Origin of the sequence: Glycomyces salinus, assembly GCF_016428645.1 — a bacterium.
In the GTDB taxonomy this organism is placed as follows: Bacteria; Actinomycetota; Actinomycetes; order Mycobacteriales; family Micromonosporaceae; genus Glycomyces; species Glycomyces salinus.
This window is the reverse complement of sequence record NZ_JAELXW010000040.1, coordinates 1-24,153: the sequence shown is the minus strand read 5'-3', so window position 1 is coordinate 24,153 and position 24,153 is coordinate 1. Positions and strand designations below refer to the sequence as shown.

Genomic DNA, 24,153 nt, shown 5'->3' with positions numbered 1-24,153 from the left:
CCAGGGGTGGAAACGGACCGACTCGCCCGAACAACCCCCAACGGGAACCCACCGCGGCGGGCTCACCGGCGGGACCCCGGGCCGTACTCCGGCGGACAACCCCCAACGGGAACCCACCGCGGCGGCCTCACGGACGGGGCTCAAGGTGCCTGCTTCGCCGAACCACCCTCTTCGAGCAGCCACCGCGGCGACCTCAGGAGGGCGCCCCGAAGGCACCGCCTTCGGCGCGCTCCGCTTCTACTCGATGTGGGGCCCGGTCGAACTCCGCCTCGCAGACGGCCGCACCTTCGGCATCGGCGACCTCACCACGTGAGGCCGGAAACGACGAAGCGCCCGGTTCGAGGCCGGGCGCTTCGGAATTCAGCCGAGACGGGGACTACTTCTTGGTCTCCCAGAAGATCTCCGCGATCTGGTCGATCTTGGCCAGCAGCTCCTCGGCGACCTTCGGGTCTGCCGAGCCCTTGGAGCCGGAGGCTCCGGCGAGCTTGGTGGCCTCGTTGACCAGCGTGTGCAGCTGCGGGTACTTCTCGAAGTGCGGCGGCTTGAAGTAGTCGGTCCACAGCACCCACAGGTGCTCCTTGACGAGATTGGACCGCTGCTCTTTGATGATCAGGGCGCGAGTCCGGAACTCCGGGTCCTCGTTGGCCTGGTACTTCTCGCAGATCGCCTTGACCGACTCCGCTTCGATGCGGGCCTGCGCCGGGTCGTAGACCCCGCACGGCAGGTCGCAGTGAGCCGAAGCCGTAACCTGCGGCAGCAGCCGCTTGAACAGAGGCTTCACGATGGCCCCTCCAGCTTCTTTCCAGTGGGTGTGATTCCAACGCCGACCCTACCTCTCACCGGTGCCTTTCCGGGCCTGCCCCTAGAGTTAATGTCGCAACACAAGGACGCAAATCCACCATTATGGATAGTGAGCGCTCCCAGCCGAGTCGAACCGCGGCTCGCGAGCTGCGCCAAGAAGGAGGCCAACCGCCGATGCTCGCCGCCTACGCCCGCAACGTGAACCCCGAAGACCCGTTCGAGGCGCTCTCGGTGGGTGAGATCGACCCGCCTCAGGCCCCCTCCGAGTGGACCCGAGTGTCGCTCACGGCGGCCTCGCTCAACCACCACGACCTGTGGTCCCTGGCCGGGGTCGGCCTCCGCGCGGACCAGTGCCCGATGATCCTCGGCACCGACGCGGTCGGCGTCACCGACGACGGCGAGGAGGTCGTGGTCTACCCCGTCATCGCCGACGCCTCCCTCGACGACGAGACCCTCGACCCGCACCGCAGCCTGCTGTCCGAACTGCACCCGGGCACCCTGGCCGAGACCGTCGCCGTCCCCGCGCGCAACCTCCTGCCCAAGCCGGCCGGGTGGAGCGCCGCCGATGCCGCGTGCCTCCCGACGGCCTACCTGACCGCCTGGCGCATGCTCACCCACCGCGGCCGCCTGCCGGACGACGGCGCGGTCCTGGTCCAGGGCACCGGCGGCGGCGTCGCCACCGCCGCCATCGCCCTCGCCGGGGCCCTGGGCGCCCGCGTCTACGCCACCGGACGCACACCCGAGCGGCGGGAGAAGGCCGCCGAACTCGGCGCCGAGGCCGTCGAGCCGGGCGCGCGCCTGCCCGAGCGCGTCGACCTCGTCGTCGACTCGGTCGGCGGCGACACCGTCGCCCACTCGGTCAAATCGCTCAAGCCCGGCGGACGCCTGGTCACCTGCGGCGCCACGGCCGGACCCACCCCGCGGATCGACCTGCGGCACGTCTTCTTCAAGCAGTTGGAGATCGTCGGCTCGACCATGGGCACCCGCGACGAACTCGCCTCACTCATCGCCTTCTGCGAGGAACGGGGCGTTCGCCCCGTAATCGACTCGACTCATGCGCTCACGGACGCCGAGGCCGCTCTCAGGCGCCTGGCCTCGGGCGACGCCTTCGGCAAGGTCGTGCTGACAGTGTCGTAAGTCCGACGCTCCGCGGGGTTACTCCCCGGTATCCCCACCCCAGGCCGCGTTCTGGCCCCACCCTGTAGAAGCCAGTGGGAGTCTGCGGCTCGCGAGCTTCGCCGAGGCGAGCCGGATGGGGGCGGGTCATGTCAGTCGGAGAGAGCCTCAAGGGCGGGATGAAGTCGGGCCTGGGCTCGGCCTGGGCCGTCACCAAGAAGGTCGGCCTCAAGCTCGCCATCGCCGCGGGGATCGTGGCGGTGGTGATGGCCTTGATCGAGCACGGCGAGGGCTCGGCCGCCGAGCCGGCCTTGGAGGGACAGGGCGCCTCTGTGGTGGCCCAGCCGGCGATCCTGTTCGAGGCCGGCTACGACGAGCAGCTCCTGCTGTGCCGATACGAGGTCGACGCTCTCTTCGGAGTCTCGATCTTCGCCGACAAGGACTGGGGTTCCAAGCGGCTGCTGAGGCTGCGCGGCGGGGAGGAGGTGTACGGCTCGTGCTTCGCGCGGCAAGGGGACCGCGCGATCAGCTGCGACGGCCTGGCCTGGGAATACGAGTGGCTCAGAATCCGCTCGGGCACCACGGTCGGCTGGAGCCCGGTCTCGTGCTTCGAGCGGGTCGGATTCCTTTAGGGATAGGGGGAGAGAACGGGGCGGAGCGGCACCCTCCGCCCCGTTTCTTGTTGTCAGCCAACGGCCTCTCGGCCTCGGCGTCCGATGCCGAATCGTTGCTCCTCTGTTTCCGATCCATCCTCGTGCGACCGATAATTTTAGAGGCACACTCTCAGGACTATCGGATCCAGGATGGATATCGGAACAATGGCGAGAATTGACGGAACGATCGCCGAGACGAAGAAGCTGCTGGCGGTCGGAGGCATCGGGCTGTTCGCCGCGATGGGACTGGCGGCCTGTGGAGGGTCCGAGGACGGGGAGGACGGCGGTTCGGACGCGTCGACTTCGGCATCGGCGGTCGAAGAGGAGACCGCGGCCGAGGATGCGGCGGTGTCCTACGGGGACGGAACCGCCCCGGACGCGCCGCTGGAGCCCGGGGCCTCGGTCGAGATCGCCGACTGGTCCGTCTCGGTCGGAGAGGTGGTTCTCGACGCCACCGATCAGATCCTCGACCACGACAGCTTCAACGAGGCGCCCGAGGCCGGCCGGCAGTACATCATGATCGAGCTGGTGACGACCTACAACGGCGCGGACGCGAGCGATCCGTACCTGGACCTCGACTGGGACCTGTGGGACGGCACCCTGGTGGATCACACCGAACCGATCGTGCTGCTGCCGAACGACCTGATGGACGTCAGGGATGTCGCCGGCGGTGAATCGGCCTCCGGCAACATCTTCCTCGAGGTTCCAGAAGGGGACTACTCCACCGCTTCGGTCGTGATCGGCGAAATGCTTGGCGACGACGAGTTCTACCTCGCCCTCGGCTAGCGGCGAAACGAACCGAAACCGACGGGGCGGAGCCTGCGGCTCCGCCCCGTTCCTCAGCGTCCGGACTACTTCAGGCCGACGCCCGCGACGCCCTTGACGATCTGCTTCTGGAACAGCATGAACACGATCAGCAGCGGCAGCGCGCCGAGGACCGCGGCGGCCATGTTCTGGGCATAGAACAGGCCGTAGCCGCCGGCGACGACGCCGAGGCCCACCGGCAGGGTCATCATCGACGGATCGGTGGCGATCAGGAGCGGCCACAGGAAGTTGTTCCAGGAGCCGATGAAGGTGAAGATCCCGACCGCGGCCACGATCGGACCCGACAGCGGCACTATCACGCTCCACAGCACCCGCAGGTGCCCGGCGCCGTCGAGCTTGGCGGCCTCCTCGTAGTCGCGCGGCACGCCGTCGAAGAACCGCTTGAGGATGAACACCATCACCGGCGCCACGACCTGCGGGAGCGCCAGGCCCCAGTACGTGTCGCCGAGGTTGAGCGTGGTCACGATGTCGAACAGCGGGATGATGAGCGCCTGCGGCGGCACCATCAGGCCGGCGATGATCGCCGCGAAGATGAACTTCCTTCCCGGGAAGTCGAACCGGGAGAACCCGTAGGCGGCCAGCACGCACAGCACCAGCGTCAGGATCGTGACGATCGTGGAGACCACCGTCGAGTTGACCATCCAGACCAGGTGGTCGCCGCGCTCGAACAGGGTCCGGTAGCCCTCCAGGGACCACTCGGGTGGGATCCAGCGGATCTCCTGACCGAGGCTGGCGTCGGTCTCGGTCTTCAGCGAGGTCGACAGCGCCCACAGCAGCGGGATCAGCCACACCAGCGCCAGGACGAACGCCGAGGCGTAGACGATGGCGCTGCCGGCGGTGATCCGCCTGCGATTGCGCTTGATGGTGCGCCCGCCGTCGGAATCGGCGGTCCGCGGCCGTTCTTGCATGGTGGTCATGCCTAGCCCTCCTTCCGGGCGAACAGCCGGAACTGCACGATGGAGACGATCATGATGAGCACGAAGAGCACGTACGACAGCGCCGAGGCGTAGCCGATCCGGTAGCCCTCGAACCCGGAGATGTAGATGTAGTGGATGGCGACCTCGGTGGCGCGGTTCGGCCCGCCGCCGGTCATCAGGTACATCTGGTCGAAGATCCGCAGCGAGGCGATCAGCTGCAGGACGATCACCAGGGCGGTGGTGCGCTTGAGCAGCGGCAGGGTGATGCCCCACAGCTGCTGCCACCAGTTGGCCCCGTCCATGCTGGAGGACTCGTAGACGTCCTTGGGAATCGTCTGGAGCGCGGCCAGGTAGAGCAGGAAGTTGAAGCCGACGGTCCACCATACGGTGGTGATGACGACCGACCACATGGCGGTGCCCTCGTCGCTGAGCCACAGCGTGGGTTCGGCGGAGTCCTGGACGCCGAGGGTGTTCTGGAGGAAGTCGTTGATCAGGCCGCCGTCGGGCTGGTACATCCAGATCCAGATCATCGTGACCACGGAGACCGGGAGGATGAACGGGGCGAAGAACGCCATCCGCAGGAACCAGCCCATCTTGCGGGCGCGGTTGACCAGCAGCGCCAGGACGAGCGCGATGACGACCAGCGGGACGGCGCTGTAGACGGTGAACACGGCGGTGTTCCACAGCGCGTCCCAGGCGCGTTCGTCACCGAAGACCTCGGTCCAGTTGTCCAGGCCGATCCAGGAGGTCGGACGGCCGGTGAGGCTCCTGTCGGTGAAGGAGTAGTACAGGCCCAGGATGGTGGGCCAGACCAGGAAGAGAACGTACATCGCGGTGAACGGCAGCACGAACCACAGTCCGGTCCACGATTTCGGCTTTTCCCTGGTCGGCGGGGCCGTCGTGCTGGGCGGCCGCCCGGCGGCGTCGCCCGCCCGCGGCGTCTTGGTTTCAGTAGTCATAGGAGGTCCTAGGGCTCGATTCAGTCAACCGGGTTGGGCAGTGCGACCAGTTCGTCGACGCGCTCTTTCATGAGGTCGAGCGCGGGTTCGGGGGTCAGCTCCTGCGAGTACACCAGTCGGAGGACCTCGCTGACCTCGGTGAAGAGTCGACCGCCGGAACCGGAGAACCAGGCTTCGGGGTCGAATTGGACGTTCTCGACCACGCCGGAGTACTCGGCGTTGGGCTCCAGCGACTGGTACTCCTCGCTCTCGGTGACCGGGAGGTAGGCCGGGGTGTGGCCGCCCCCGGCGCCCCATTCGAAGCTGTGCTGGAGCATCCAGGCGGCGTAGTCGATGGTGGCCCGGCGGACGTCGGGGTCCCAGCTGTTGTGGTGGGGGAGGATGTAGGCGTGGCTGTCGCCCTGGGTGCGGCGGTTGCCGAAGAAGTCGGGCATCTCGGTGATGGAGAAGTCGAGTCCCTGGGCCTCGTCGAAGGCGCGGAAGCGGACGATCTCCCAGTTGCCGACCTGGACCAGGCCGCCGACGCCGTTCTCGAAGTTGGCCGCGGTCTGGGCGCCGTCGGAGACCTGCGGGCACAGGCCCTCTTCGGCCATCCGGTAGATGACCTCGATGGCGGTCAGGGCCTTCTCGTCGTCGAGCTCGTAGCCGTCGTCGTGGAAGATCCATTCGCCGTCCTGCTGCCGGTACCAGGCCCAGAACTGGCGCCAGCCGGCCCAGGTGTCCAGGGACGTGCCGTATTCGCCGGTGACGTCCTTGACCGCGCGCAGCAGGTCGAAGTACTCCTCGACGCCCTGGGTCTCCAGCAGCGTGCCGTCGGCGTTGAGCACGCCGGCCTGGTCGCAGACGGTGCGGTTGTAGTAGTTGACCAAGGCGTGGGTGTCGATCGGGATCGCGTAGAGGTCCTCGCCCACGAAGCACTTCTCCCACACGCCGGCGGGGAAGTCGTCCGGTGAGAGTCCGGCCTCCTCGATCTCGTCGAGGCCGATCGGGTCCAGCAGCGTGTCGGGGGACAGGCTCGGGATGCGCGCGACGTGGATCGTGGCGATGTCGGCAGCGTTCCCGCTGGTGGCCCCCATGACCACGCGGGTGTAGAACGGGGTGCCCCAGCCGAAGGTCGTGGCCTGGAGCTCGACGTCGGGGCGATCGGCCGAGAACTCCTCGTGCATCTGGGTCATGACCGCCCCGTCGGCGCCCGCCAGGAGGTTCCATTGGCGCACGACCGTCTTGTCGGTCAAGGTCGTGGCCAGGGATCCGCACCCGGAGAGGCCGAGCCCGGCCGCGGCGGCGCCGCCGGCCAGGAGGGTTCGCCGGGAGAGAGAGCCCGGCGGTGAGGGATTGTTTCGCATATGTGCATCACTCCAATGTGATTGGATATTCGGCACGCCCAGCGAGCCGTGAGGTCCACTACATTACCGATAAAGTAAGGAGACCGTCAAGCGGGCTGGACACGAGTATTGCGTGCTTGTGATGCGAGTGTTACCGGTGTGGTGCCGACGTGATGGAGGACCGGCGAAAAACGAGGGGGAGGCCGTCCGGCCTCCCCCTCGTGAGTACGTTCGCGGCGGTTGCCGCAACCGAATTACTGCGGCTGCGGGACGGCGACGTCGATCAGCGCCTGCTGCTCGACCTCGTGGACGCGCGGCGACCCGGTGGACGGGGCCGCGGCGGCCGGGCGCGAGATGCGCCGCAGGTGCACCCCGCCGAGCTGCTCGAGCAGGTTCAGCGCGATGTGCGACCAGGCGCCCTGGTTGGCCGGCTCCTCCTGCACCCAGGAGATGTCGTCGGCGTTGGGGAACGCCCCCAGCTCGCGCTTGATCTCCTCGGCCGGGAGCGGGTACAGCTGCTCGACCCGCAGGATCGCGGTGTCGGCGACCCCGCGCTGCTTCCGCGCGGCGGCCAGGTCGTAGTAGACCTTGCCCGAGCACAGCAGCACCCTCGTGACCTCCTCGGGCCGGATCTCGCCGGAGTCGACGGCCGGGTCGGCCATGACCGGGTTGAAGCGCCCACCGGTGAACTCGTCGACCTGGCTGACGGCGGCCTTGTGCCGCAGGAGCGACTTCGGGGTGAAGACCACCAGCGGCTTCTTGACCGGGTCGAGCGCCTGGCGGCGCAGCAGGTGGAAGTAGTTGGCCGGGCTGGTCGAGTTCGCGATGCGCATGTTCTCGTCGGCGCACAGCTGGAGGAACCGCTCGATGCGGCCCGAGGTGTGGTCCGGGCCCGCGCCCTCGTGGCCGTGCGGCAGCAGCAGCATCAGGCCCGAGTGCTGGCCCCACTTGGCCTCGCCCGAGGAGATGAACTCGTCGGTGATGGTCTGGGCGCCGTCGACGAAGTCGCCGAACTGGGCCTCCCAGGCCACCAGCATGTCCGGGTTCTCCACCGAGTAGCCGTACTCGAAGCCCATCGCGGCGAACTCGGACAGCAGCGAGTCGTAGACGAAGAACTTCGCGGCGTTCTCGCCCAGATGCGACAGCGGCGTGTACTCCGCTCCCGAGGACTGGTCGATGACCACCGAGTGGCGCTGCACGAACGTGCCGCGCCGCGAGTCCTGACCGGCCAGGCGGACGGCCTTGCCCTGCATCAGCAGCGAGCCGAACGCTAGGGTCTCGGCGAAGGCCCAGTCGATATTGCCCGAAGTGGACATCTCACTGCGCTTCTCGAGGACCTTCCGGACCGCCTTGTGCGGCGTGAAGCCCTCCGGAAGAGTGGTGTGGGCCTTGCCGATCATCGCGATCGTCTCGGCGTCCACCGAAGTGTCGATGTCGGCCACCGGCTCCGGCTGGTGGCGCCACGGCATCGGCCCGGTCCGCCCGGACAGGGCCTCCTTGGTCTCGCGGAAGACCCGCTCGAGCTGCGCCTGGTAGTCGGCCAGGGCCTCCTCGGCGTCGTCCATGGTGATGTCGCCGCGCCCGATCAGGGCCCGCGTGTAGAGCTTGCGGACCGACTGCTTGGCGTCGATGACCTGGTACATCTCCGGGTTGGTCATCTTCGGGTCGTCGCCCTCGTTGTGGCCGCGGCGCCGGTAGCAGACCATGTCGATGACGACGTCCTTGCGGAACTGCTGCCGGTAGGCGAAGGCCAGCTTCGCGACCTCGCAGACCGCCTCGGGGTCGTCGCCGTTGACGTGGAAGATCGGCGCCTGGATCATGCGCGCGACGTCGGTGCAGTACAGGCTCGAGCGCGAGTACGCCGGGGCGGTGGTGAAGCCGACCTGGTTGTTGACCACCACGTGCACGGTGCCGCCGGTGCGGTAGCCGCGCAGCTGCGAGAGGTTCAGCGTCTCGGCCACCACGCCCTGGCCGGCGAACGCGGCGTCGCCGTGGATGGCCACCGGCAGGACGGTGAAGCCGTCCTCGCCGAGGTTGAGCTTGTCCTGCTTGGCGCGGACGATGCCCTCCAGGACCGGGTTGACCGCCTCCAGGTGCGAGGGGTTGGCCGTGACCGAGACGACCGTCTCGGCCTTCCCGTCGGGGCCGGTGAACTTGCCGGTCATGCCAAGGTGGTACTTGACGTCCCCGGAGCCGCCGATGCTCTTGGGGTCGATGTGCCCCTCGAACTCGGTGAAGATCTTCGAGAGCTTCTTGCCGACGATGTTGGCCAGCACGTTCAGCCGTCCGCGGTGCGGCATGCCGATGACGACCTCGTCGAGCTCGTCGGTGGCCGCCGAGTTCAGCACCTGGTCCAGCAGCGGGATGAGCGACTCGCCGCCCTCGAGGCTGAAGCGCTTCTGGCCGACGAACTTGGTCTGGAGGAACGTCTCGAACGCCTCGGCGGCGTTGAGCCGGCCCAGGATGTGCTTCTGCGCCTCGACCTTCGGCTTCTCGAAGGGGACCTCGATGCGCTTCTGGAGCCACTCGCGCTCCTCGGGGTCCTGGATGTGCATGTACTCGATGCCGACGCGGCGGCAGTAGGAGTCGCGCAGCACGCCCAGGATGTCGCGCAGCGGCATCTTCTGCTGCCCGGCGAAGCCGCCGACCGGGAAGGTCCGGTCCAGGTCCCACAGCGTCAGCCCGTGGGAGAGGATGTCCAGGTCCGGGTGGCGGCGGATCTCGTAGTGCAGCGGGTTGGTGTCGGCCATGAGGTGGCCGCGGACCCGGTAGGCGTGGATCAGCTCGATGACCCGGGCGTTCTTGTCGATCTGGCCCTCGTGGGTCTTGGCCACGTCGCGGACCCAGCGCACCGGCTCGTAGGGGATGAGCAGGCTGCGGAAGATCTCGTCCCAGAAGTCGTCGCCCAGCAGGTACTGGTGCAGGGTGCGCAGGAACTCCCCGGACTCGGCGCCCTGGATGATCCGGTGGTCGTAGGTCGAGGTGACCGTCATGATCTTCGAGACGCCCAGATCGGCGAGGGTCTCGTCGCTGGCCCCGGCGAACTCGGCGGGGACCTCCATCGCGCCGACGCCGACGATCAGACCCTGGCCCTTCATCAGGCGCGGCACCGAGTGGACGGTGCCGATGCCGCCGGGGTTGGTCAGCGTCAGCGTCGCCCCGGCGTGGTCCTCCATGGTGAGCTTGTTGTTGCGGGCCTTGCGGACCAGGTCCTCGTAGGCCTGCCAGAACTCGCGGAAGTCCATCGACTCGCAGCCCTTGATCGAGGGCACCACCAGCGTGCGCGAGCCGTCCGGCTTGGCCAGGTCGATCGCCAGGCCCAGGTTGATGTGCTCGGGCGTGACCAGCTGCGGCTTGCCGTCGACCTCCTTGTAGGAGGCGTTCATGGACGGGTTGGCCTTGACCGCCTGGATCAGCGCGTAGCCGATCACGTGGGTGAAGGAGACCTTCCCGCCCTGGCTGCGGCGCAGGTGGTTGTTGATGACGACGCGGTTGTCGAACAGCAGCTTGGCCGGGACCGCGCGGACCGAGGTGGCCGTCGGGATCTCCAGCGAGGCGTCCATGTTCTGCGCGACCTTGGCCGCGATGCCCTTGAGCGGCTTGGTAGCGGCGCCCTGCTGGGGCGTGGAGCCGGTTTCAGTCACCGTTGGTGCCGCCTTCTTCGAGGTCTCGGGCTTGGGGGGAGCGGGGCTGGGATCGACCGTCTTGGGCACCACGGTCGGCTTCTCCGGTTTGACGGTGGCCGGCGCGGGCTTGCCCTTCGCGGTGACCTCGGCCTCGGTCTTGGCGGCCGCCACCGGCGGCTCCTCCGCCGGGGCCTCTGATTCGGCCTCGTCGGCGTCGGGACCGCTCACCGGCTGCCCGCCGAAGAACTCCCGCCAGCCGGCGCTGACGCTGTCGGGATTCTCGCGGTAGCGCTCATACATCTCGTTGACCAGCCACTCGTTGGCACCGAAATCGGTCAACGGACTGCCCGGAGTCGTACTCGACACGGCTCAATCGCCTCTTCTTTGCAGACGCTGCGTGGACGAGGGACCAAGGGCCCCCGGTCAAGGGTAACCGCGAGGCGAGAAATGTGTAGTACCGGCAACGGTGGTGCGGAACCGGTCACTCGGGAGTCCCGGGACCGACTCTCCCGGTGCCCAGACTCACATTCGGCTTACGCGGACTGTGAGGCGCTGCGCTCGGCGGCGGAGAACGTCTCGGTGGGCTCTTCCAGCAGCTCCTCGGCGCCGACCACGGTGAACAGGCGCGTGATGAAGCGGTTCGGATTGACCACCGAGAGCTCCACGCCCATCTCCCGGGCGATCCGGTAGGCCACGACCACGGTGCCGATGCCCGTCGAGTCCAGGACCGTCACCTTCGCCACATCGACGCGGATCGCCGTCAGGCCGCCCGCCTCAAGCGCGTTGGTGATCGTCTCTCGGATCTGAGGCGCGGTCGCGTAGTCGACCTCGCCGGCCAGCTCAACGGTGACAATCCCGTTCTCGGTCGTCCCGGTCTCGATTGACAGCGACATGAACTCACCTTACAAACTGCTTGGGCGTCACGGCCCGAGTACCTGCCGTACCCGGCTGCGAGACAAAGTCTATCCGACACGATGGACCCACGACAGGGCCTGCACCGCGCGTTCTCCCGCGAGTGAGCGAGTGAGCCGCGGAACGCCTGGACAGCGGTCCGCATCCCGATCCCTTGGAGCCCAGCCGGGCCCGAAGTATGCTCTGTAGCACCCCTGACCTGCGTACCGCCGAACCGTGTGAAGATGAGGTCCATGCCCCAGTCGACGAACACCGAGTCAGAGGCAACACTTCTCGTCGTAGAGGACGAGGAGAACATCTGCGAGCTGCTCGCCACCTCGCTGCGATACGCCGGCTTCGCCGTCCACGCGGTGGGGACCGGCGACGAGGCGCTGCGCTCGATCGCCCGCCACCGGCCCGACCTGGTCGTCCTCGACGTCGGATTGCCGGACATCGACGGCTTCGAGGTCGTCCGCCGGATGCGGTCGGGCTCGGACCACACGCCGGTGCTGTTCCTCACCGCCCGCGACGACACCGCCGACACCGTCACCGGCCTGTCGGTCGGCGGCGACGACTACATCACCAAGCCGTTCGCGCTCGAAGAAGTCGTCGCCCGCATCCGCGCCGTGCTGCGCCGCAGCGCCGGCGAGCTGCCCCGGCCCTCCCGGCTCAAGTACGCCGACCTGGAGCTGGACGAGGAGACCCACGAGGTCTGGCGCTCCGGGCAGGCCGTCCAGCTCTCCCCGACCGAGTTCAAGCTGCTGCGCTACTTCATGATCAACGCCGGCCGGGTCCTGTCCAAGTCCCAGATCCTCGACCACGTGTGGCGCTACGACTTCCGCGGTGACGACGGCATCGTCGAGTCCTATGTCTCCTACCTCCGCCGCAAGATCGACACCGGCGATCCCAAGCTCATCCAGACCCTGCGGGGCATCGGCTACGTCCTGCGGGAGCAGAATCGTTGAGCGCACCCCACTTCGTCGAGGCCCTCCGGGAGCGCTGGGACCGCACGCCGCTGCGGGTCCGCCTCACCGCCGCGGTCCTGGCGCTGGTGGCCGGGTCACTGCTGGTCATCAGCGTCTCGACGATCCTGGCGCTCCACTCCTACTTCCTCGGCACCATCGACGAGGAGCTCGAGACCTACCTGCACACCTGGGACCCGACCGAGTACAGCGAGCAGGTCGAGGGAGAGGACGACGAAGCCCCCGGCGTGAGCGCCCGGCCGAACCAGTACTTCATCAGCTTCATCTACCTCAACGGCGACGACGTCAGCCGCTTCGACCGGCCCGACAACCGCTCAGACGCCCCGCAGTTCACGCTCGAGGACATCGAGGACAACGGCGGCGACGCGTTCACCGCGCTGGCCGCCGACGGGTCCACGCGCTGGCGGGTGCTGGCCATGCCCGGCAGCGAGGTCGGCACCGAACTGGACGAGTACGACCCGGACGTGGAGCGGGACATCGCCGACTACTACGTGCTGTCGTACAAGCTCTACCACTTCGACAAGACCGTGGCCGGGCTCGTGTGGGTCGACATCCTCATCGGCGTCGGGGTCCTGGCGGGCCTGGCCGCGCTCGGGGTCGGCCTGGTGCGGGCCAGCCTCGCGCCGCTGCGGCAGATCGAGAACACCGCGGCGATGATCGCCGCGGGCAACTACTCCCGGCGCGTCCCCAGGCGCGACCCGGGCACCGAGGTCGGCCGGGTCGGCATGGCGATCAACTCGATGCTCGGGAAGATTGAGAGTTCCATCAGAGCCCGCGAGTACTCGGAGGAGCGCTCGCACTATTCCGAGCAGCGGATGAGGGAGTTCATCACCGACGCCTCGCACGAGCTGCGGACGCCCCTTACCAGCGTGCGCGGCTACGCCGAGCTGGTGCGCGCCAACCCGGACATGCCCGAGGCGGAGCGGCAGCACTACATCGGGCAGATCGAGGAGGCCGCCAAGCGGATGGGCCTGCTGGTGGGCGACCTGCTGCACCTGGCCCGCCTCGACCAGGAGCGCCCGGTCGAGACCGAGCCGGTGGACCTGGTGCTCCTGGGCCACGAGGCGGTCTCGGCGCACGCCGTGGTCACCGAGGACCACCGCCTCGAGTTCCGGGCCTCGCCGGGGGCCTCGGTCGTGGTCGTGGCCGACCGGGCGCGGATCCGGCAGGTGCTGGACAACCTGCTGACCAACGCCGTGCGGCACACCCCCGCCGGGACGACCGTCACCGTCGAGGTCGCGGCCGAGGACGGCGAGGCCGTGGTGCGCGTCTCCGACGACGGGCCCGGCATGGAACCCGAGGTCGCCGACCGGGTCTTCGAGCGGTTCTTCCGCTCCGACGGCGTCGCCCACCTGGGCACGGGCCTCGGGCTGGCGATCGTGTCGGCCATCGTCAAGGGCCACGGCGGCACCGTCGAGGTCCACTCCGCCCCCGGCGAGGGCACCGCCTTCACCGTGCGCCTGGAAGCCGAGGACACCGCGGGCGCCCAGCCCGATCATTAAACGGTTTTAAGGCGTTTTTGCAGCGAGCCGAGAGCATGGCCCTGCATGCTCCTAGTCATGAGCGAACCTGAGAACATCCCGCGCCCCGAGAGGGAGCCGGGAGAGCAGACCCCGAGCGGCCAGCGGCCGCCGCAGTCCGAGCCCGAGGCCGCCGCCGAGCAGACGCCCCAGCCGCAGACGCCCCAATCCGAACCCGCCGGACAGACCCGCGTCCTCGCCGGCGCCGGCGCCCCGGCCATGAGCGCGCCGGGGCAGGCGCCCCCGGCCTGGCACCCGCAGGGACCGCCGCCGGGATACGGCATGCCCGGAGCGCCGGTCTCCCCGCCGAAGAAGGGCCGTGGCAAGCTGGTCGCCGCGGCGCTGGCGCTGGTCCTGATCTCGGGCGGCGCCGGGGGAGTGGCCGGATGGGCGCTCTCCGGCGGGGAGGGCGGGACCACCAACGTCCAGTCGGTCTCCATGGACGCCGGGAACGGCATGACCTACACCGAGATCGTCGACAAGGTCACCCCCTCGGTGGTCACCATCGTCACCGACATCGCCGAGGGCTCGGGCGTGGTCTACTCCGACGACGGCTACATCGTCACCAACAACCACGTGGTCGACGGCGCCTCGACCGTCGAGGTCCGGTTCTCCGACGGCGACACCGCCGAGGCCGAGGTCGTGGCCACCGACTCGACCCAGGACCTGGCCGTGCTCAAGGTCGACGGGATGGACGACCTGACGCCGATCGAGTTCGGCGACTCGGACTCGCTCCAGGTCGGCGACGCGACCGTGGCCATCGGCTCGCCGCTGGGCCTGGAGGGGACCGTGACCACCGGGATCGTGTCGGCCCTGGACCGGACGATGAGCCTCGGCGGCCAGGAGGACAGCCCCTTCGGGGAGCAGCAGCAGTCGGCCCAGACCCTGAGCGGGCTGATCCAGACCGACGCGGCGATCAACTCCGGCAACTCCGGTGGCGCGCTGGTCAACGGCGAGGGCGAGCTGATCGGCATCAACACCGCGATCGTGACTCCCAGCTCCGGCAACGTCGGGCTCGGCTTCGCGATCCCGTCGGACACCGTGCAGGACGTCGTGCAGCAGCTGATCGAGAACGGCTCGGTCGAGCAGGGCTTCCTCGGCGTCTCGCTGGCCGACACCCAGGGCAACGGCGCGATGGTCGTCGAGGTCGAACCGGACTCGCCGGCCGCCGAGGCCGGGCTCGAGGCCGGGGACGTCATCACCGCGATCGACGGCACGGCGGTGACCGGCGCCTCCGAGGTGGCCGCGATGGTGCAGAGCACCCCGAGCGGCACCGAGGTCGCGATCGACTACACCAGGAACGACGAGGAGCAGAGCACGCAGGTGACGCTCTCGTCCCGCTGAGCGGCAGGACGGGGCGGGGCCTGTGGCCCCGCCCCGCCGCCTTGCCGCGCTACGGCTCCGCGAGCGTGGCAGTGCGGCTCGTGCCATCACTGGTGGTCTCGGATTCGGCCGGGGGAGCGGCCTGGATCTCCTTGGGCACCGGCAGGAGCTGGGCGGGCGGTTCTCCGGTGTCGATCCACTCGGCGAGCTTCCCGCGGTCGACGACGAGGACGCCGAGCTGGGCCGCGACGGTGTCGTTGCGGGCCGCGTGCCGGATGGTGTGGAGGTTGGCGTTGGTGATGAGGACGCCGGCGTCGCAGTTCCAGCGGGGATGGATCTCCCCGCCGAGAAGCTGGATGTGGCGTGCCCCCTCGCGGCGCACGATGCGGTCGTCCTTCTTGGCCCGTACGACGATGCGCTGGCCGGTCCCCAGCGTGACCACGAAGTTGCAGCCGAGGTTGTTGCGGCGGTGGCCGAACTTCTTGACTCGCTTGGCGTCCAAGCGGATGAGGAGCTGGCCGACCATGGAGTCGAAAGCGGGGACGGGCATCTTGTCGATGCTTCGCATCAGCTCGTTCCGCTCGGCGGTGAGCTGGCGGTCGCGGTGCTCGGGCGAGTCGCCTCGACCGCGGAAGAGGACCCACGCCGCGAGCGCGGTGCCCCCCAACAGGATCGTTATCGAGACCAGCCAGGCCCAATATTCGGCGATGAAACCGAGTGCGAAGTATCCGATGACGAGAGCGGCGATTACCGCTCCGGCTCTTGCGATCACGGACATGGCGTGCTCCACTGTGTTCGGCAGGGCGTGCGGGTTCGTTATGTCGCCTGTGGTGTGACTCCCAGTATCCGTTACTGTTCGCTCATATGTAAGGTCACTGTCGGGTACCGGACAAGATGGCCGCGCAAGTTGCATGTGCATTTCTCGCTGCGCCGGTCCGTGGCCGCGGACCCCGCCGAAGGCGCCCGCGAACGGCGATGCGGCATCACCCGGTCACCGAGCCGTGCCGCTCGGCTCGACGGTAGTGGATACTGGCCGAGTGTCAACATCATCGACGGGCGTGCTCGTGCTTCTCGGTGCGCCCCTGGGAAATCCAGAGGACGCCTCGCCTCGGGTGGCGGCCGAGCTGTCCCGCGCTGACGTCATCGCCGCAGAGGATACCCGGCGGCTGCAGCGACTCCTGAGCGAGCTCGGCGTCACCACCGGGGCCGCGATCACCTCCTACTTCGAGGGGAACGAGACCGGACGCACCGAGACGCTGATAGAACAGTTGCACGACGGCAAGCGGGTCGCCGTCATCACCGACGGCGGCATGCCCTCGGTCTCCGACCCCGGGTACCGGCTGGTCCGGGCCGCGGTCAAAGCCGGGATCGCGGTGACGGCCGCGCCCGGGCCGAGCGCCGTCACGACCGCGCTGGCGCTCTCGGGCCTGCCGTGCGACCGGTTCTGCTTCGAGGGCTTCGCGCCCCGCAAGGAAGGCGAGCGCCGGCGGCGCTTCGAGGACCTCGCCGAGGACGAGCGGACGATGGTCTTCTTCGAGTCGCCCCGGCGGATCGAGGCGACCCTGGAGGCGATGTCGGCGGTCTTCGGCGCCGAACGGCGGGCGGCGCTGTGCCGGGAGCTGACCAAGACCCACGAGGAGGTCCGCCGCGGCACCCTGGCCGAACTGCGGACCGGTGCCGCCGACGACCCGCCGCGCGGCGAGATCACCCTGGTCGTCGAGGGCTGGTCCGGCCCCGACCCCGAGGAGGCCACCCCGGAGGCCCTGGCCGCGGCCGTAGGCGTCCTGGAAGCCCAGGGCCTGGACCGCAAGACCGCGATGAAGCAGGTCGCCTCCCGCTTCGGCATCCCCAAACGGGAGGTCTACGACGCCCTGATCAAGCCCGACTGAACGAATTCAGGAGTCCGCTCGAAGCGTGGCAATCGAGCACTGCGCCACCCCTGAACGCTCGATACGAGCATCGGCTGTGAGCAGTTCGAGGTTGAGGTGCTCAGCGAGCGCTACGTAGAGTGCATCGTAGGTGCTGAGGTTATGACGCAGCTTCCAGCATCGTTCTGTCACGGTGAGGTCCGGCGGCACGAGTTGTAGGTCGAGGTCGAAGTACTCGCGGAGGGCCCACTCCGCCCGTTCCTGTTCGATCTTGTCTCCCCGCACCATGCCCCGTAGGCCGTGGGCGAACTCGGCCGTGAGATGCGTCGGGGCCAGCCACTGCTCGTGCATCGAAAGCTCGGCGCGAGCTTTGTCGCCAAGGACTCGATCGTCGGTGAGCGCGCGGATCAACGCACTGGAATCGACGACGATCATGCGTCGGTTCCGTGGCGAGGCGCATCCTTGGCGGCGAGCAGGTCCTCGGTGGTGAAGGTGGCGGGGGGCATGGACTTGAGGTGAGCCTCGATCTCCGCGAGCTTATTGCGGTTGTGATCTGCGGACAACGTCTTGCGGACCATGTCCGCCATGAAGGACTGCAGCGACATGTGACGGGAATCGGCCATCGCTCGGAGCTGGTCGAGCTCTTCCTCTGAGAGTGATCGGATCAATACATTCGGCATGCAATCATTATAGCTAGCAAGTTTGTAATCATCCGCTGCGACGCGCTCAGAGCTCGTCGAACTTGAAGGTCTTCCAGGAGATCAGCGCGACGACCGCGGCGAAGCCGGCCAGGTAGGCGATCTGGGCCAGGACCGCGGTCGGGGGTTCACCGAGGGCCACCACCCTCTGGATCGCCACGTTCAGGTGGGTCATCGGGGACAGCTGCGAGATCCAGGCCATCCAGCCCGGCAGGGCGTCCACCGGCCAGAACGCGCCGGAGACGAAGGCCATCGGCATCGTCACCAGGTTGCTCAGCCCGGCCGCGCCGGGACTGGTGCGGGCGATCGAGCCGATCACCACGCCGATGGCCAGGAACGAGAAGGTGCCCAGCAGCACCAGCGGGATCGCGAACCACGTCCACGCCGAGAGCGTGAGGCCCAGCAGCCCGGCCGCCACGCCCAGGAAGATCGCCGTCTGGATCACCGCCACCAGCAGGTTCACCGAGATGCGGGCGGCGATGAACCGGCCCGAAGAAGCCGGGGTGATCCGCAGCCGGCGCAGCAGCTTGTCGCGTTTGAGGTCGACGATCGTGCCCGCCGCGCCGAACACGCCCGAGATCGCGATGCCCCAGGCCAGGATGCCCGGCGCGAGGTACTGCACCGGCTCCATCGACCGGTCCTCGGTCGCCTCGGTCTCCACGTTCAGGGCCGGACTGACCCCCTGCGTGCTCATGACCTCGACGTTCATCTCGGCGAACAGCTCGCCCAGGCGGGCCGAGGCCAGGTCGCCGGTGACACCGGAGGTCTCGGAGTAGTAGACGGTCAGGTCGTCGCCCTCGCGCACCACGGCCGCGTCGGCCGAGCCCTCCTCGAGCTCGGACAGGGCCGCGTCCAGGTCGGGGGCCGCCTCGACCTCCAGTTCCGCCTGGTCGACCGTCTCGCTCAGCACCGAGTCGCCGACGGTCAGCACCCGCGGCACCGCGTCCCCGCCCGAACCGTAGACGAGGCCGAGCAGCACCAGGAACATCAGCGGCAGCACGATGTTGAAGAACACCTGCGCCCGGTCCCGCATCCACGACAGCCACAGCGCCCGCACCAGCGCCAGATAGGTCTTGGCCGCGCTCGGGCGCGCGGCGGTCCGGGTGGTCACTCGCGCCACTCCCGTCCGGTGACTTCCAGGAACACGTCCTCCAGGCTCGCCGTGCGCACCGCCAGGTCCTCCAGGGCCCCCGCGGCGGCCAGCTCGGTGAGCAGCTTCTGCGGATCTCGGGTCTCGAACACGGTCAGGCCGCCCTCCTCGCGCACGGGCTCACCGGCGGCCAGCTCGCCCACCCGCGCCGCGTCGAGCTGGCCGGAGGCGACGCTGATGCGCGTGGGCGCCTCCAGCGAGGCGATCAGCTCGCGCGGGCTGCCGATGGCGCGGACCCTCCCGGCGTCCATGATCGCGACCCGGTCGCACAGCGCCTCGGCCTCCTCCATGTAGTGGGTCGTCAGCACCACCGTGCGGCCCTCGCCGTTGATCTTCCGGATCAGGTCCCACAGGTTGCGCCGCGCCTGCGGGTCCAGCGCCGCGGTCGGCTCGTCCAGGAACACCAGCTCCGGGTCGCCCACCAGCGCGCACGCGATCGACAGCCGCTGCTTCTGGCCGCCCGAGAGCTTCTCGGCCCGGACGTTCGCCGAATCGGCCAGTCCGACCTCCTCGAGCATCGCCGCCGCGCGCGCCTCGCCGGCGCCGTAGAGGCGCGCGAAGGTCTCGATCTGCTCCCGCGCGGACAGGAACTCGAAGAACGCCGACGCCTGGAGCTGCACCCCGATGCGCGCGGCCAGCGCCGGAGAGTGCGGCCAGGGGCTCGAACCCAGCAGCCGCACGTCCCCCGAGTCCGGGCGGCGCAGACCCTCGACGATCTCCAACGTCGTGGTCTTGCCGGCCCCGTTGGGCCCGAGGATCCCGAAGAACTCGCCCTCCTCGACGCGGAAGCTCACCCCGTCGACGGCGTTGATCTCTCCGGTCTTGCGGCCGCGATAGGTCTTCTTGAGGTCGTCGACCTCGATTGCGGCGGTCATGCGTACAAGCTATTCCATGCCCTGCTGTGACGGGGTTCTCGTCCGCCGTCACGTCCGCGCGGCACACCTCCGCCTTGCGAGCGAACAAATCGACTCGGATATCGACTCGCCGGGGGTTCTCGAGCACCGCCTAACATCCTCCGTAACAGAACCGTGAGCCGATCTTCACAGCTTCGGCACAGCCGCCGAAAACACAGGCAACGCCGCCCCCGCACGGTGGTCGCATGACAGCGACAATGCCTAAGACCACGGCCGACGAGCCGACCGAGACCCGCAAGGGCTGGATCTCCGACTGGAGGCCCGACGACGAAGCCTTCTGGCAGTCGACCGGCAAGAAGGTGGCCAAGCGCAACCTCCTGTGGTCGGTCATCGCCGAACACCTGGGCTTCTCGGTATGGGTGATGTTCTCGATCGTCGCCCCCTACCTGGCGGTCGCGGGATTCGACTTCTCCACCAGCCAGCTGTTCTGGCTCACCGCCGTGCCGAACCTCGTGGGCTCGTTCCTGCGCATCCCCTACACCGCGGCCGTCGCGATATTCGGCGGGCGCAACTGGACCATCATCTCCGCCGGCCTGCTGGTGATCCCGACCGCGCTGCTGGCCTACTGCCTCATGAACCCCGGCACCCCGTACTGGATGTTCATCCTCGCGGGCGTCACCGCCGGGTTCGGGGGCGGCAACTTCGCCTCCTCGATGGCGAACATCTCCTACTTCTATCCCGAGCGGTACCGCGGGACGGCGCTCGGCGTCAACGCCGCGGGCGGCAACATCGGCGTCCCGGCCGTGCAGTTCGTCGGCCCGTTCGTGATCGCGCTCGGGATCTTCGGCGCCTCGCAGGGCACCAATGACGCCGGAGACAGCATCTGGCTGCACAACGTGCCGCTGCTGTGGCTGGTCCTGGCGGTCTTCGCCGCGATCATGGCCTGGCGCTACATGGACAACCTGTCCGTCTCGCGCACCCCGATCAAGCAGCAGCTGCCCGCGCTGAGGCGCAAGCACACCTGGATCATGAGCGTTCTCTACATCGGGACGTTCGGGTCGTTCATCGGCTACTCCTTCGCGTTCCCGCTGGTGATCAGGATCGAGTTCCCCGAGTTCCAGTCGCTGTGGCTGGCCGCGCTCGGGCCGCTGGTCGGATCGCTGTCGCGCCCGGTCGGCGGTTGGCTCGCCGACAAGTGGGCCGGGGCCCCGATCACGAGCGTGTCGTTCATCGTCATGGGCGCCGGCGTCCTCGGCGCCATCGGCGGCATCAACATCGGCTCGTTCGCGCTGTTCTTCGTCTCCTTCATGGTGCTGTTCCTGATGAGCGGCGTCGCGAACGGCTCGACGTACCGGTCGATCCCGGCGATCTTCCAGGCCGAGGCCACCGCGAACGCGGGCCGCGAGACCAACGAGGCCGAGGTCGTGCAGGCCAAGAAGCTCACCGCCGCCGCGCTCGGCTGGATCTCCGCGATCGGCGCCTTCGGCGGCTTCCTCATCAACCAGGGCTTCCGGATCTCGAACGAGCAGACCGGCTCGGTCGTGGTCGCCATGTACGGCTTCCTGGCCTTCTACGCGATCTTCCTGTTCATGAACTGGTGGTTCTACCAGCGCAAGGTCATGGGCGACCGCTCCCCGAGCCTGGCCTACGCCAAGGTCTGAGGTTCACCCGTCGATCGAGTGGCCTGCAATCGCCCGAGCGGACGATTGCGGGCCACTTAGCATTCCAGAAACATGCGCCTTGTGACGATGAAATCGCACCGGCGCACACTCGTGGGATGAGCGTTCGCACCAGCCTGCCGGTCCTCCGCACCGCCGACACCCACTGCCCGTACTGCGCCCTGCAGTGCGGGATGCGGCTGGAGGAGGACGAGTCCGGACAGGTCACCGCCGCCCCGCGCGGCGGCGGCATGTGCAAGAAGGGCTGGACCAGCCCCGAACTGCTCGACCACCCCGAACGCGTCACCACCCCGCTGCTGCGCGGGCAGCCGGTCTCGTGGGAGACCGCCCTCGACCACGTCGCCGACCGGATCCGGGCCGTCCAGACCGAGCACGGCAAGGACGCCGTCGGCGTCTTCGGCGGCGGCGGACTGACCAACGAGAAGGTCTACCAGCTCGGCAAGTGGACCCGCCTGGCCCTGGGCACCAAGCACATCGACTACAACGGCCGGTTCTGCATGTCCTCGGCCGCCGGCGCGCTCAATCGCGCGTTCGGCGTCGACCGGGGCCTGCCGTTCCCGTCCGAGGACCTCAAGGAGTCCGACGTGGTCCTGCTGGTCGGGGGCAACCCGGCCGAGACCATGCCGCCGTTCATGCGGTACCTGACCGGCGCCGAGCTCATCGTCGTCGACCCCCGCCGCACCGCCACGGCCGAGTCCGCCCAGCTCCACCTCCAGCCCCAGCCCGGCACCGACCTGGCCCTGGCCAACGGCCTGCTGCACATCGCGATCGAGCAGGGCTACATCGACCACGAGTACATCGACGCCCACACCGACGGTTTCGACGAGGTCCGCCAGACCGCCGCCGGGTACTGGCCGGCCTTCGTCGAGCGCATCACCGGCGTGAGCGTCCCCGACCTGTACGCCACGGCGCGGCTCCTCTCGCTAGGCAAGGTGGCGATCCTGACCGCGCGCGGCTCCGAGCAGCACGCCAAGGGCGTCGACACCGTCACCGCCTGGATCAACCTGGCGCTCGCGCTCGGCCTGCCCGGCAAGCCCTCCTCGGGCTACGGGTGCATCACCGGCCAGGGCAACGGCCAGGGCGGTCGCGAGCACGGCCAGAAGTCAGACCAGCTGCCCGGCTACCGCATGATCACCGATCCGGCCGCGCGAGAGCACGTCGCCGCCGTCTGGGGCGTCGACCCCGAGACCATCCCCGGGCCGGGCGTCTCGGCCGTGGAGCTGCTGCGCAAGTGCGGCGACGAGGTCAAGATGATGTTCGTGCTCGGCTCCAACCCCGTCGTCTCGGCGCCCCGCGCCGCCCGGGTCGCCGACCGGCTGCGCGCCCTGGACTGCCTGGTCGCCTTCGACTTCGTCATGTCCGAGACCGCGCGGCTCGCCGAGGTCGTCCTCCCGGTCACCCAATGGGCCGAAGAGGACGGGACCATGACCAACCTGGAGGGCCGGATCATCCGGCGCCGCTCGCTGCGCGAGGCGCCCGAAGGCGTCCGCGGCGACCTGTGGATCATGAAGGAGCTGGCCGCGCGCCTGGAGGCCCCCGGCGCCTACTCGACCGACCCCGAGGAGATCTTCGAGGAGCTCGGCCGCGCCTCGGCCGGCGGCAAGGCCGACTACTCGGGCCTGAGCTACGAGCGGCTGGAGCAGCGCACGTTCCAGTGGCCGGTGCCGGGCCCCGAGCACGAGGGCACGCCCCGCATGTTCGCCGACTTCAAGTTCAACACCCCCGACGGCAGGGCCAAGTTCACCGCCGTGGACTACCGGCACCCCGCCGAGCGGCGCGACGACGTGTACCCGCTGTACCTGACCACCGGGCGCGTCCTCACCCAGTATCAGTCTGGCGCCCAGACCCGCCTGATCGGCTCGCTCGAAGGCGGGCAGTTCCTCCAGATCCACCCGGACACGGCCGTCCGCCACGGCATCGGCGAGGGAGACCCGGTGCGCGTGACCTCCCGGCGCGGCTCCTACACCGCCCCGGCCCGGCTCAGCGCGGACATCCGCCCCGACACGGTGTTCTCCCCGTTCCACTTCCCGGGTGCCGAGAACGCCAACGCCGCCGTCTCCGACGTACTGGACCCGATCAGCCGCATGCCCGAGTTCAAGGTCTGCGCGGTCAAGATCGCCCCGGCCGCGCGGCCGTGAATCCAGATCCAAAGGCCGGGTGGGGACTGTCCTGTTTTCAGGACAGTCCCGAAGCGGAGCGCCTGGATGAGGAATCGGATGGTCGGGCCTGACCGGGTCAGGCTACAGGCGGGCGACGACGATAAGTGGAGTGGTGGCTCCGGCCGGTGGCTGGGCATCGGGCTGAATGGGGTCGGGCTTCGACCTATCGGCGATGAAGACGTGTGCGGTGGGCCGGGGCGGTATGCGGTCTTCGGGTGGGTTCGGGTCGAGGTTAGACCGGGCGGCGACGGTGAAGTGTGGGGGCGGTTCGGCGTGGTGTGCCGGGTGTGGGCATGGCGAGGGCCCGAACCCCATCGAAGGGATCCGGGTGGCGCTGCCTGTGGTGCGCTTCCCCCGCCGCAGGTGCTGCCCGCGGCGGGCAGCCTAAGTAGGGCGGGGGTCCGGTATCAGAACTTGTCTCGGATTCAGGGACGGGCACCGAAGCCAGTGCCGGTGTTGTTGTTCCGGTGTCGGTGTCGGTGTCGGTGTCGGTGTCGGTGTCGGTGGCTTCGGTGGTGAAGCGTGCTCGCGCCCTGGCGCGGGTGGTCTTGACCGCGGCCCAGGCGCGGTCGGTCTCGGCTTGTTCGGCAGCGCGGTTCAGGTCGTCTTTGAGGGCGGGTGCCCATTCCTCCGGATACAGTCCAATCGGGAAGGTGTTCGATGCGTCGTTCTCGAACTCGGTCTCGAGGTCGTTGTGGGTGCGCCAGTCGGGGCAGCCGCACCCGCCGGTGCCGTGTTCGGCTGCCATGTCGGCGGGGGCCGGTGCGTGGTCTTCGTGGTGGACGATGACCGCTTGCCCGGGGCCG

At 68.8% G+C, this 24,153-nt stretch carries 21 protein-coding genes and 1 pseudogene; 10 read left to right on the top strand and 12 right to left on the bottom strand.

Translation table 11 applies throughout. The features are described from left to right. Window positions 1-145 precede the first annotated feature (145 nt). A complete protein-coding gene (locus JFB92_RS12900; protein ID WP_199039102.1) occupies window positions 146-313 on the top strand; it encodes a hypothetical protein in 168 nt (55 codons plus the stop codon). Between the two features lie 63 nt (window positions 314-376). Here the strand turns inward: JFB92_RS12900 and sodN are convergent, their stop codons facing one another. Further along, window positions 377-772, bottom strand: coding sequence for a superoxide dismutase, Ni (gene sodN, locus JFB92_RS12895; RefSeq protein ID WP_199039190.1), 396 nt, complete (start codon window positions 770-772; stop codon window positions 377-379). A 203-nt stretch (window positions 773-975) separates the two neighbouring features. Between sodN and JFB92_RS12890 the strand changes: the two genes are divergently transcribed. The 3 genes from JFB92_RS12890 (at window position 976) to JFB92_RS12880 (ending at window position 3,356) form a co-directional block, all read left to right on the top strand. After that, complete coding sequence (locus JFB92_RS12890) at window positions 976-1,938, top strand: zinc-binding dehydrogenase (protein ID WP_199039099.1); 963 nt, start codon at window positions 976-978, stop codon at window positions 1,936-1,938. A 128-nt stretch (window positions 1,939-2,066) separates the two neighbouring features. Continuing rightward, window positions 2,067-2,549 (top strand): hypothetical protein, encoded by a 483-nt coding sequence (locus JFB92_RS12885; protein WP_199039096.1) that lies wholly within the window; start codon window positions 2,067-2,069, stop codon window positions 2,547-2,549. 186 nt (window positions 2,550-2,735) lie between these two features. Continuing rightward, window positions 2,736-3,356, top strand: coding sequence for a hypothetical protein (locus tag JFB92_RS12880; RefSeq protein WP_199039092.1), 621 nt, complete (start codon window positions 2,736-2,738; stop codon window positions 3,354-3,356). A gap of 65 nt (window positions 3,357-3,421) precedes the next feature. Here the strand turns inward: JFB92_RS12880 and JFB92_RS12875 are convergent, their stop codons facing one another. The 5 genes from JFB92_RS12875 to JFB92_RS12855 form a co-directional block, all read right to left on the bottom strand. Next, window positions 3,422-4,312: a carbohydrate ABC transporter permease gene (locus JFB92_RS12875; protein WP_199039089.1), complete on the bottom strand. Its 891-nt coding sequence runs from the start codon at window positions 4,310-4,312 to the stop codon at window positions 3,422-3,424. A 2-nt stretch (window positions 4,313-4,314) separates the two neighbouring features. Next, complete coding sequence (locus tag JFB92_RS12870; protein ID WP_199039086.1) at window positions 4,315-5,271, bottom strand: carbohydrate ABC transporter permease; 957 nt, start codon at window positions 5,269-5,271, stop codon at window positions 4,315-4,317. Window positions 5,272-5,291: 20 nt separating this feature from the next. Next, on the bottom strand, window positions 5,292-6,617 hold the full coding sequence (locus JFB92_RS12865) for an extracellular solute-binding protein (RefSeq protein ID WP_199039083.1): 1,326 nt from the start codon (window positions 6,615-6,617) through the stop codon (window positions 5,292-5,294). 233 nt (window positions 6,618-6,850) lie between these two features. Further along, window positions 6,851-10,561 carry a multifunctional oxoglutarate decarboxylase/oxoglutarate dehydrogenase thiamine pyrophosphate-binding subunit/dihydrolipoyllysine-residue succinyltransferase subunit gene (locus JFB92_RS12860; protein ID WP_233163102.1) on the bottom strand — a complete coding sequence of 1,237 codons (3,711 nt, stop codon included), beginning with the start codon at window positions 10,559-10,561 and terminating at the stop codon, window positions 6,851-6,853. A 194-nt stretch (window positions 10,562-10,755) separates the two neighbouring features. Beyond that, the gene (locus JFB92_RS12855) at window positions 10,756-11,115 is read right to left on the bottom strand and encodes an STAS domain-containing protein (protein ID WP_199039080.1); all 360 of its coding nucleotides are present in this window, start codon (window positions 11,113-11,115) and stop codon (window positions 10,756-10,758) included. Window positions 11,116-11,367: 252 nt separating this feature from the next. On the opposite strand from JFB92_RS12855, the gene JFB92_RS12850 reads away from it, so the two are divergent. The 3 genes from JFB92_RS12850 to JFB92_RS12840 are packed head-to-tail and all read left to right on the top strand — an operon-like array spanning window position 11,368 to window position 14,960. Next, complete coding sequence (locus JFB92_RS12850) at window positions 11,368-12,078, top strand: response regulator transcription factor (RefSeq protein WP_269847925.1); 711 nt, start codon at window positions 11,368-11,370, stop codon at window positions 12,076-12,078. Next, complete coding sequence (locus JFB92_RS12845; RefSeq protein WP_199039074.1) at window positions 12,075-13,598, top strand: sensor histidine kinase; 1,524 nt, start codon at window positions 12,075-12,077, stop codon at window positions 13,596-13,598. The genes JFB92_RS12850 and JFB92_RS12845 overlap by 4 nt, the downstream gene beginning before the upstream one ends. A 57-nt stretch (window positions 13,599-13,655) precedes the next feature. Beyond that, a complete protein-coding gene (locus JFB92_RS12840) occupies window positions 13,656-14,960 on the top strand; it encodes a S1C family serine protease (protein WP_199039072.1) in 1,305 nt (434 codons plus the stop codon). 49 nt (window positions 14,961-15,009) lie between these two features. On the opposite strand, the gene JFB92_RS12835 is transcribed toward JFB92_RS12840, so the two are convergent. Then, window positions 15,010-15,717 (bottom strand): restriction endonuclease, encoded by a 708-nt coding sequence (locus tag JFB92_RS12835; RefSeq protein WP_199039069.1) that lies wholly within the window; start codon window positions 15,715-15,717, stop codon window positions 15,010-15,012. 280 nt (window positions 15,718-15,997) lie between these two features. On the opposite strand from JFB92_RS12835, the gene rsmI reads away from it, so the two are divergent. Further along, window positions 15,998-16,828: a 16S rRNA (cytidine(1402)-2'-O)-methyltransferase gene (gene rsmI / locus JFB92_RS12830; protein ID WP_307789136.1), complete on the top strand. Its 831-nt coding sequence runs from the start codon at window positions 15,998-16,000 to the stop codon at window positions 16,826-16,828. A 6-nt stretch (window positions 16,829-16,834) separates the two neighbouring features. On the opposite strand, the gene JFB92_RS12825 is transcribed toward rsmI, so the two are convergent. The 4 genes from JFB92_RS12825 to JFB92_RS12810 are packed head-to-tail and all read right to left on the bottom strand — an operon-like array spanning window position 16,835 to window position 19,530. Further along, a complete protein-coding gene (locus JFB92_RS12825; protein WP_199039063.1) occupies window positions 16,835-17,242 on the bottom strand; it encodes a type II toxin-antitoxin system VapC family toxin in 408 nt (135 codons plus the stop codon). Beyond that, complete coding sequence (locus JFB92_RS12820; RefSeq protein ID WP_199039060.1) at window positions 17,239-17,487, bottom strand: hypothetical protein; 249 nt, start codon at window positions 17,485-17,487, stop codon at window positions 17,239-17,241. Before JFB92_RS12820 ends, JFB92_RS12825 begins: the two co-directional genes overlap by 4 nt. A 46-nt stretch (window positions 17,488-17,533) precedes the next feature. After that, on the bottom strand, window positions 17,534-18,616 hold the full coding sequence (locus tag JFB92_RS12815) for an ABC transporter permease (protein WP_199039057.1): 1,083 nt from the start codon (window positions 18,614-18,616) through the stop codon (window positions 17,534-17,536). Continuing rightward, a complete protein-coding gene (locus JFB92_RS12810) occupies window positions 18,613-19,530 on the bottom strand; it encodes an ABC transporter ATP-binding protein (RefSeq protein WP_199039054.1) in 918 nt (305 codons plus the stop codon). Before JFB92_RS12810 ends, JFB92_RS12815 begins: the two co-directional genes overlap by 4 nt. Window positions 19,531-19,766: 236 nt before the next feature. Between JFB92_RS12810 and JFB92_RS12805 the strand changes: the two genes are divergently transcribed. Then, window positions 19,767-21,170, top strand: a complete 1,404-nt coding sequence (locus JFB92_RS12805) for an MFS transporter (RefSeq protein ID WP_199039051.1) — start codon at window positions 19,767-19,769, stop codon at window positions 21,168-21,170. A gap of 116 nt (window positions 21,171-21,286) precedes the next feature. Next, entirely contained in the window at window positions 21,287-23,326 is a 2,040-nt protein-coding gene (locus JFB92_RS12800; protein ID WP_199039048.1) for a molybdopterin oxidoreductase family protein, read from the top strand. Window positions 23,327-23,579: 253 nt separating this feature from the next. Here JFB92_RS12800 and JFB92_RS12795 read toward each other — a convergent pair. Beyond that, a pseudogene (locus JFB92_RS12795) lies at window positions 23,580-24,153 on the bottom strand (hypothetical protein); the annotation flags it as partial.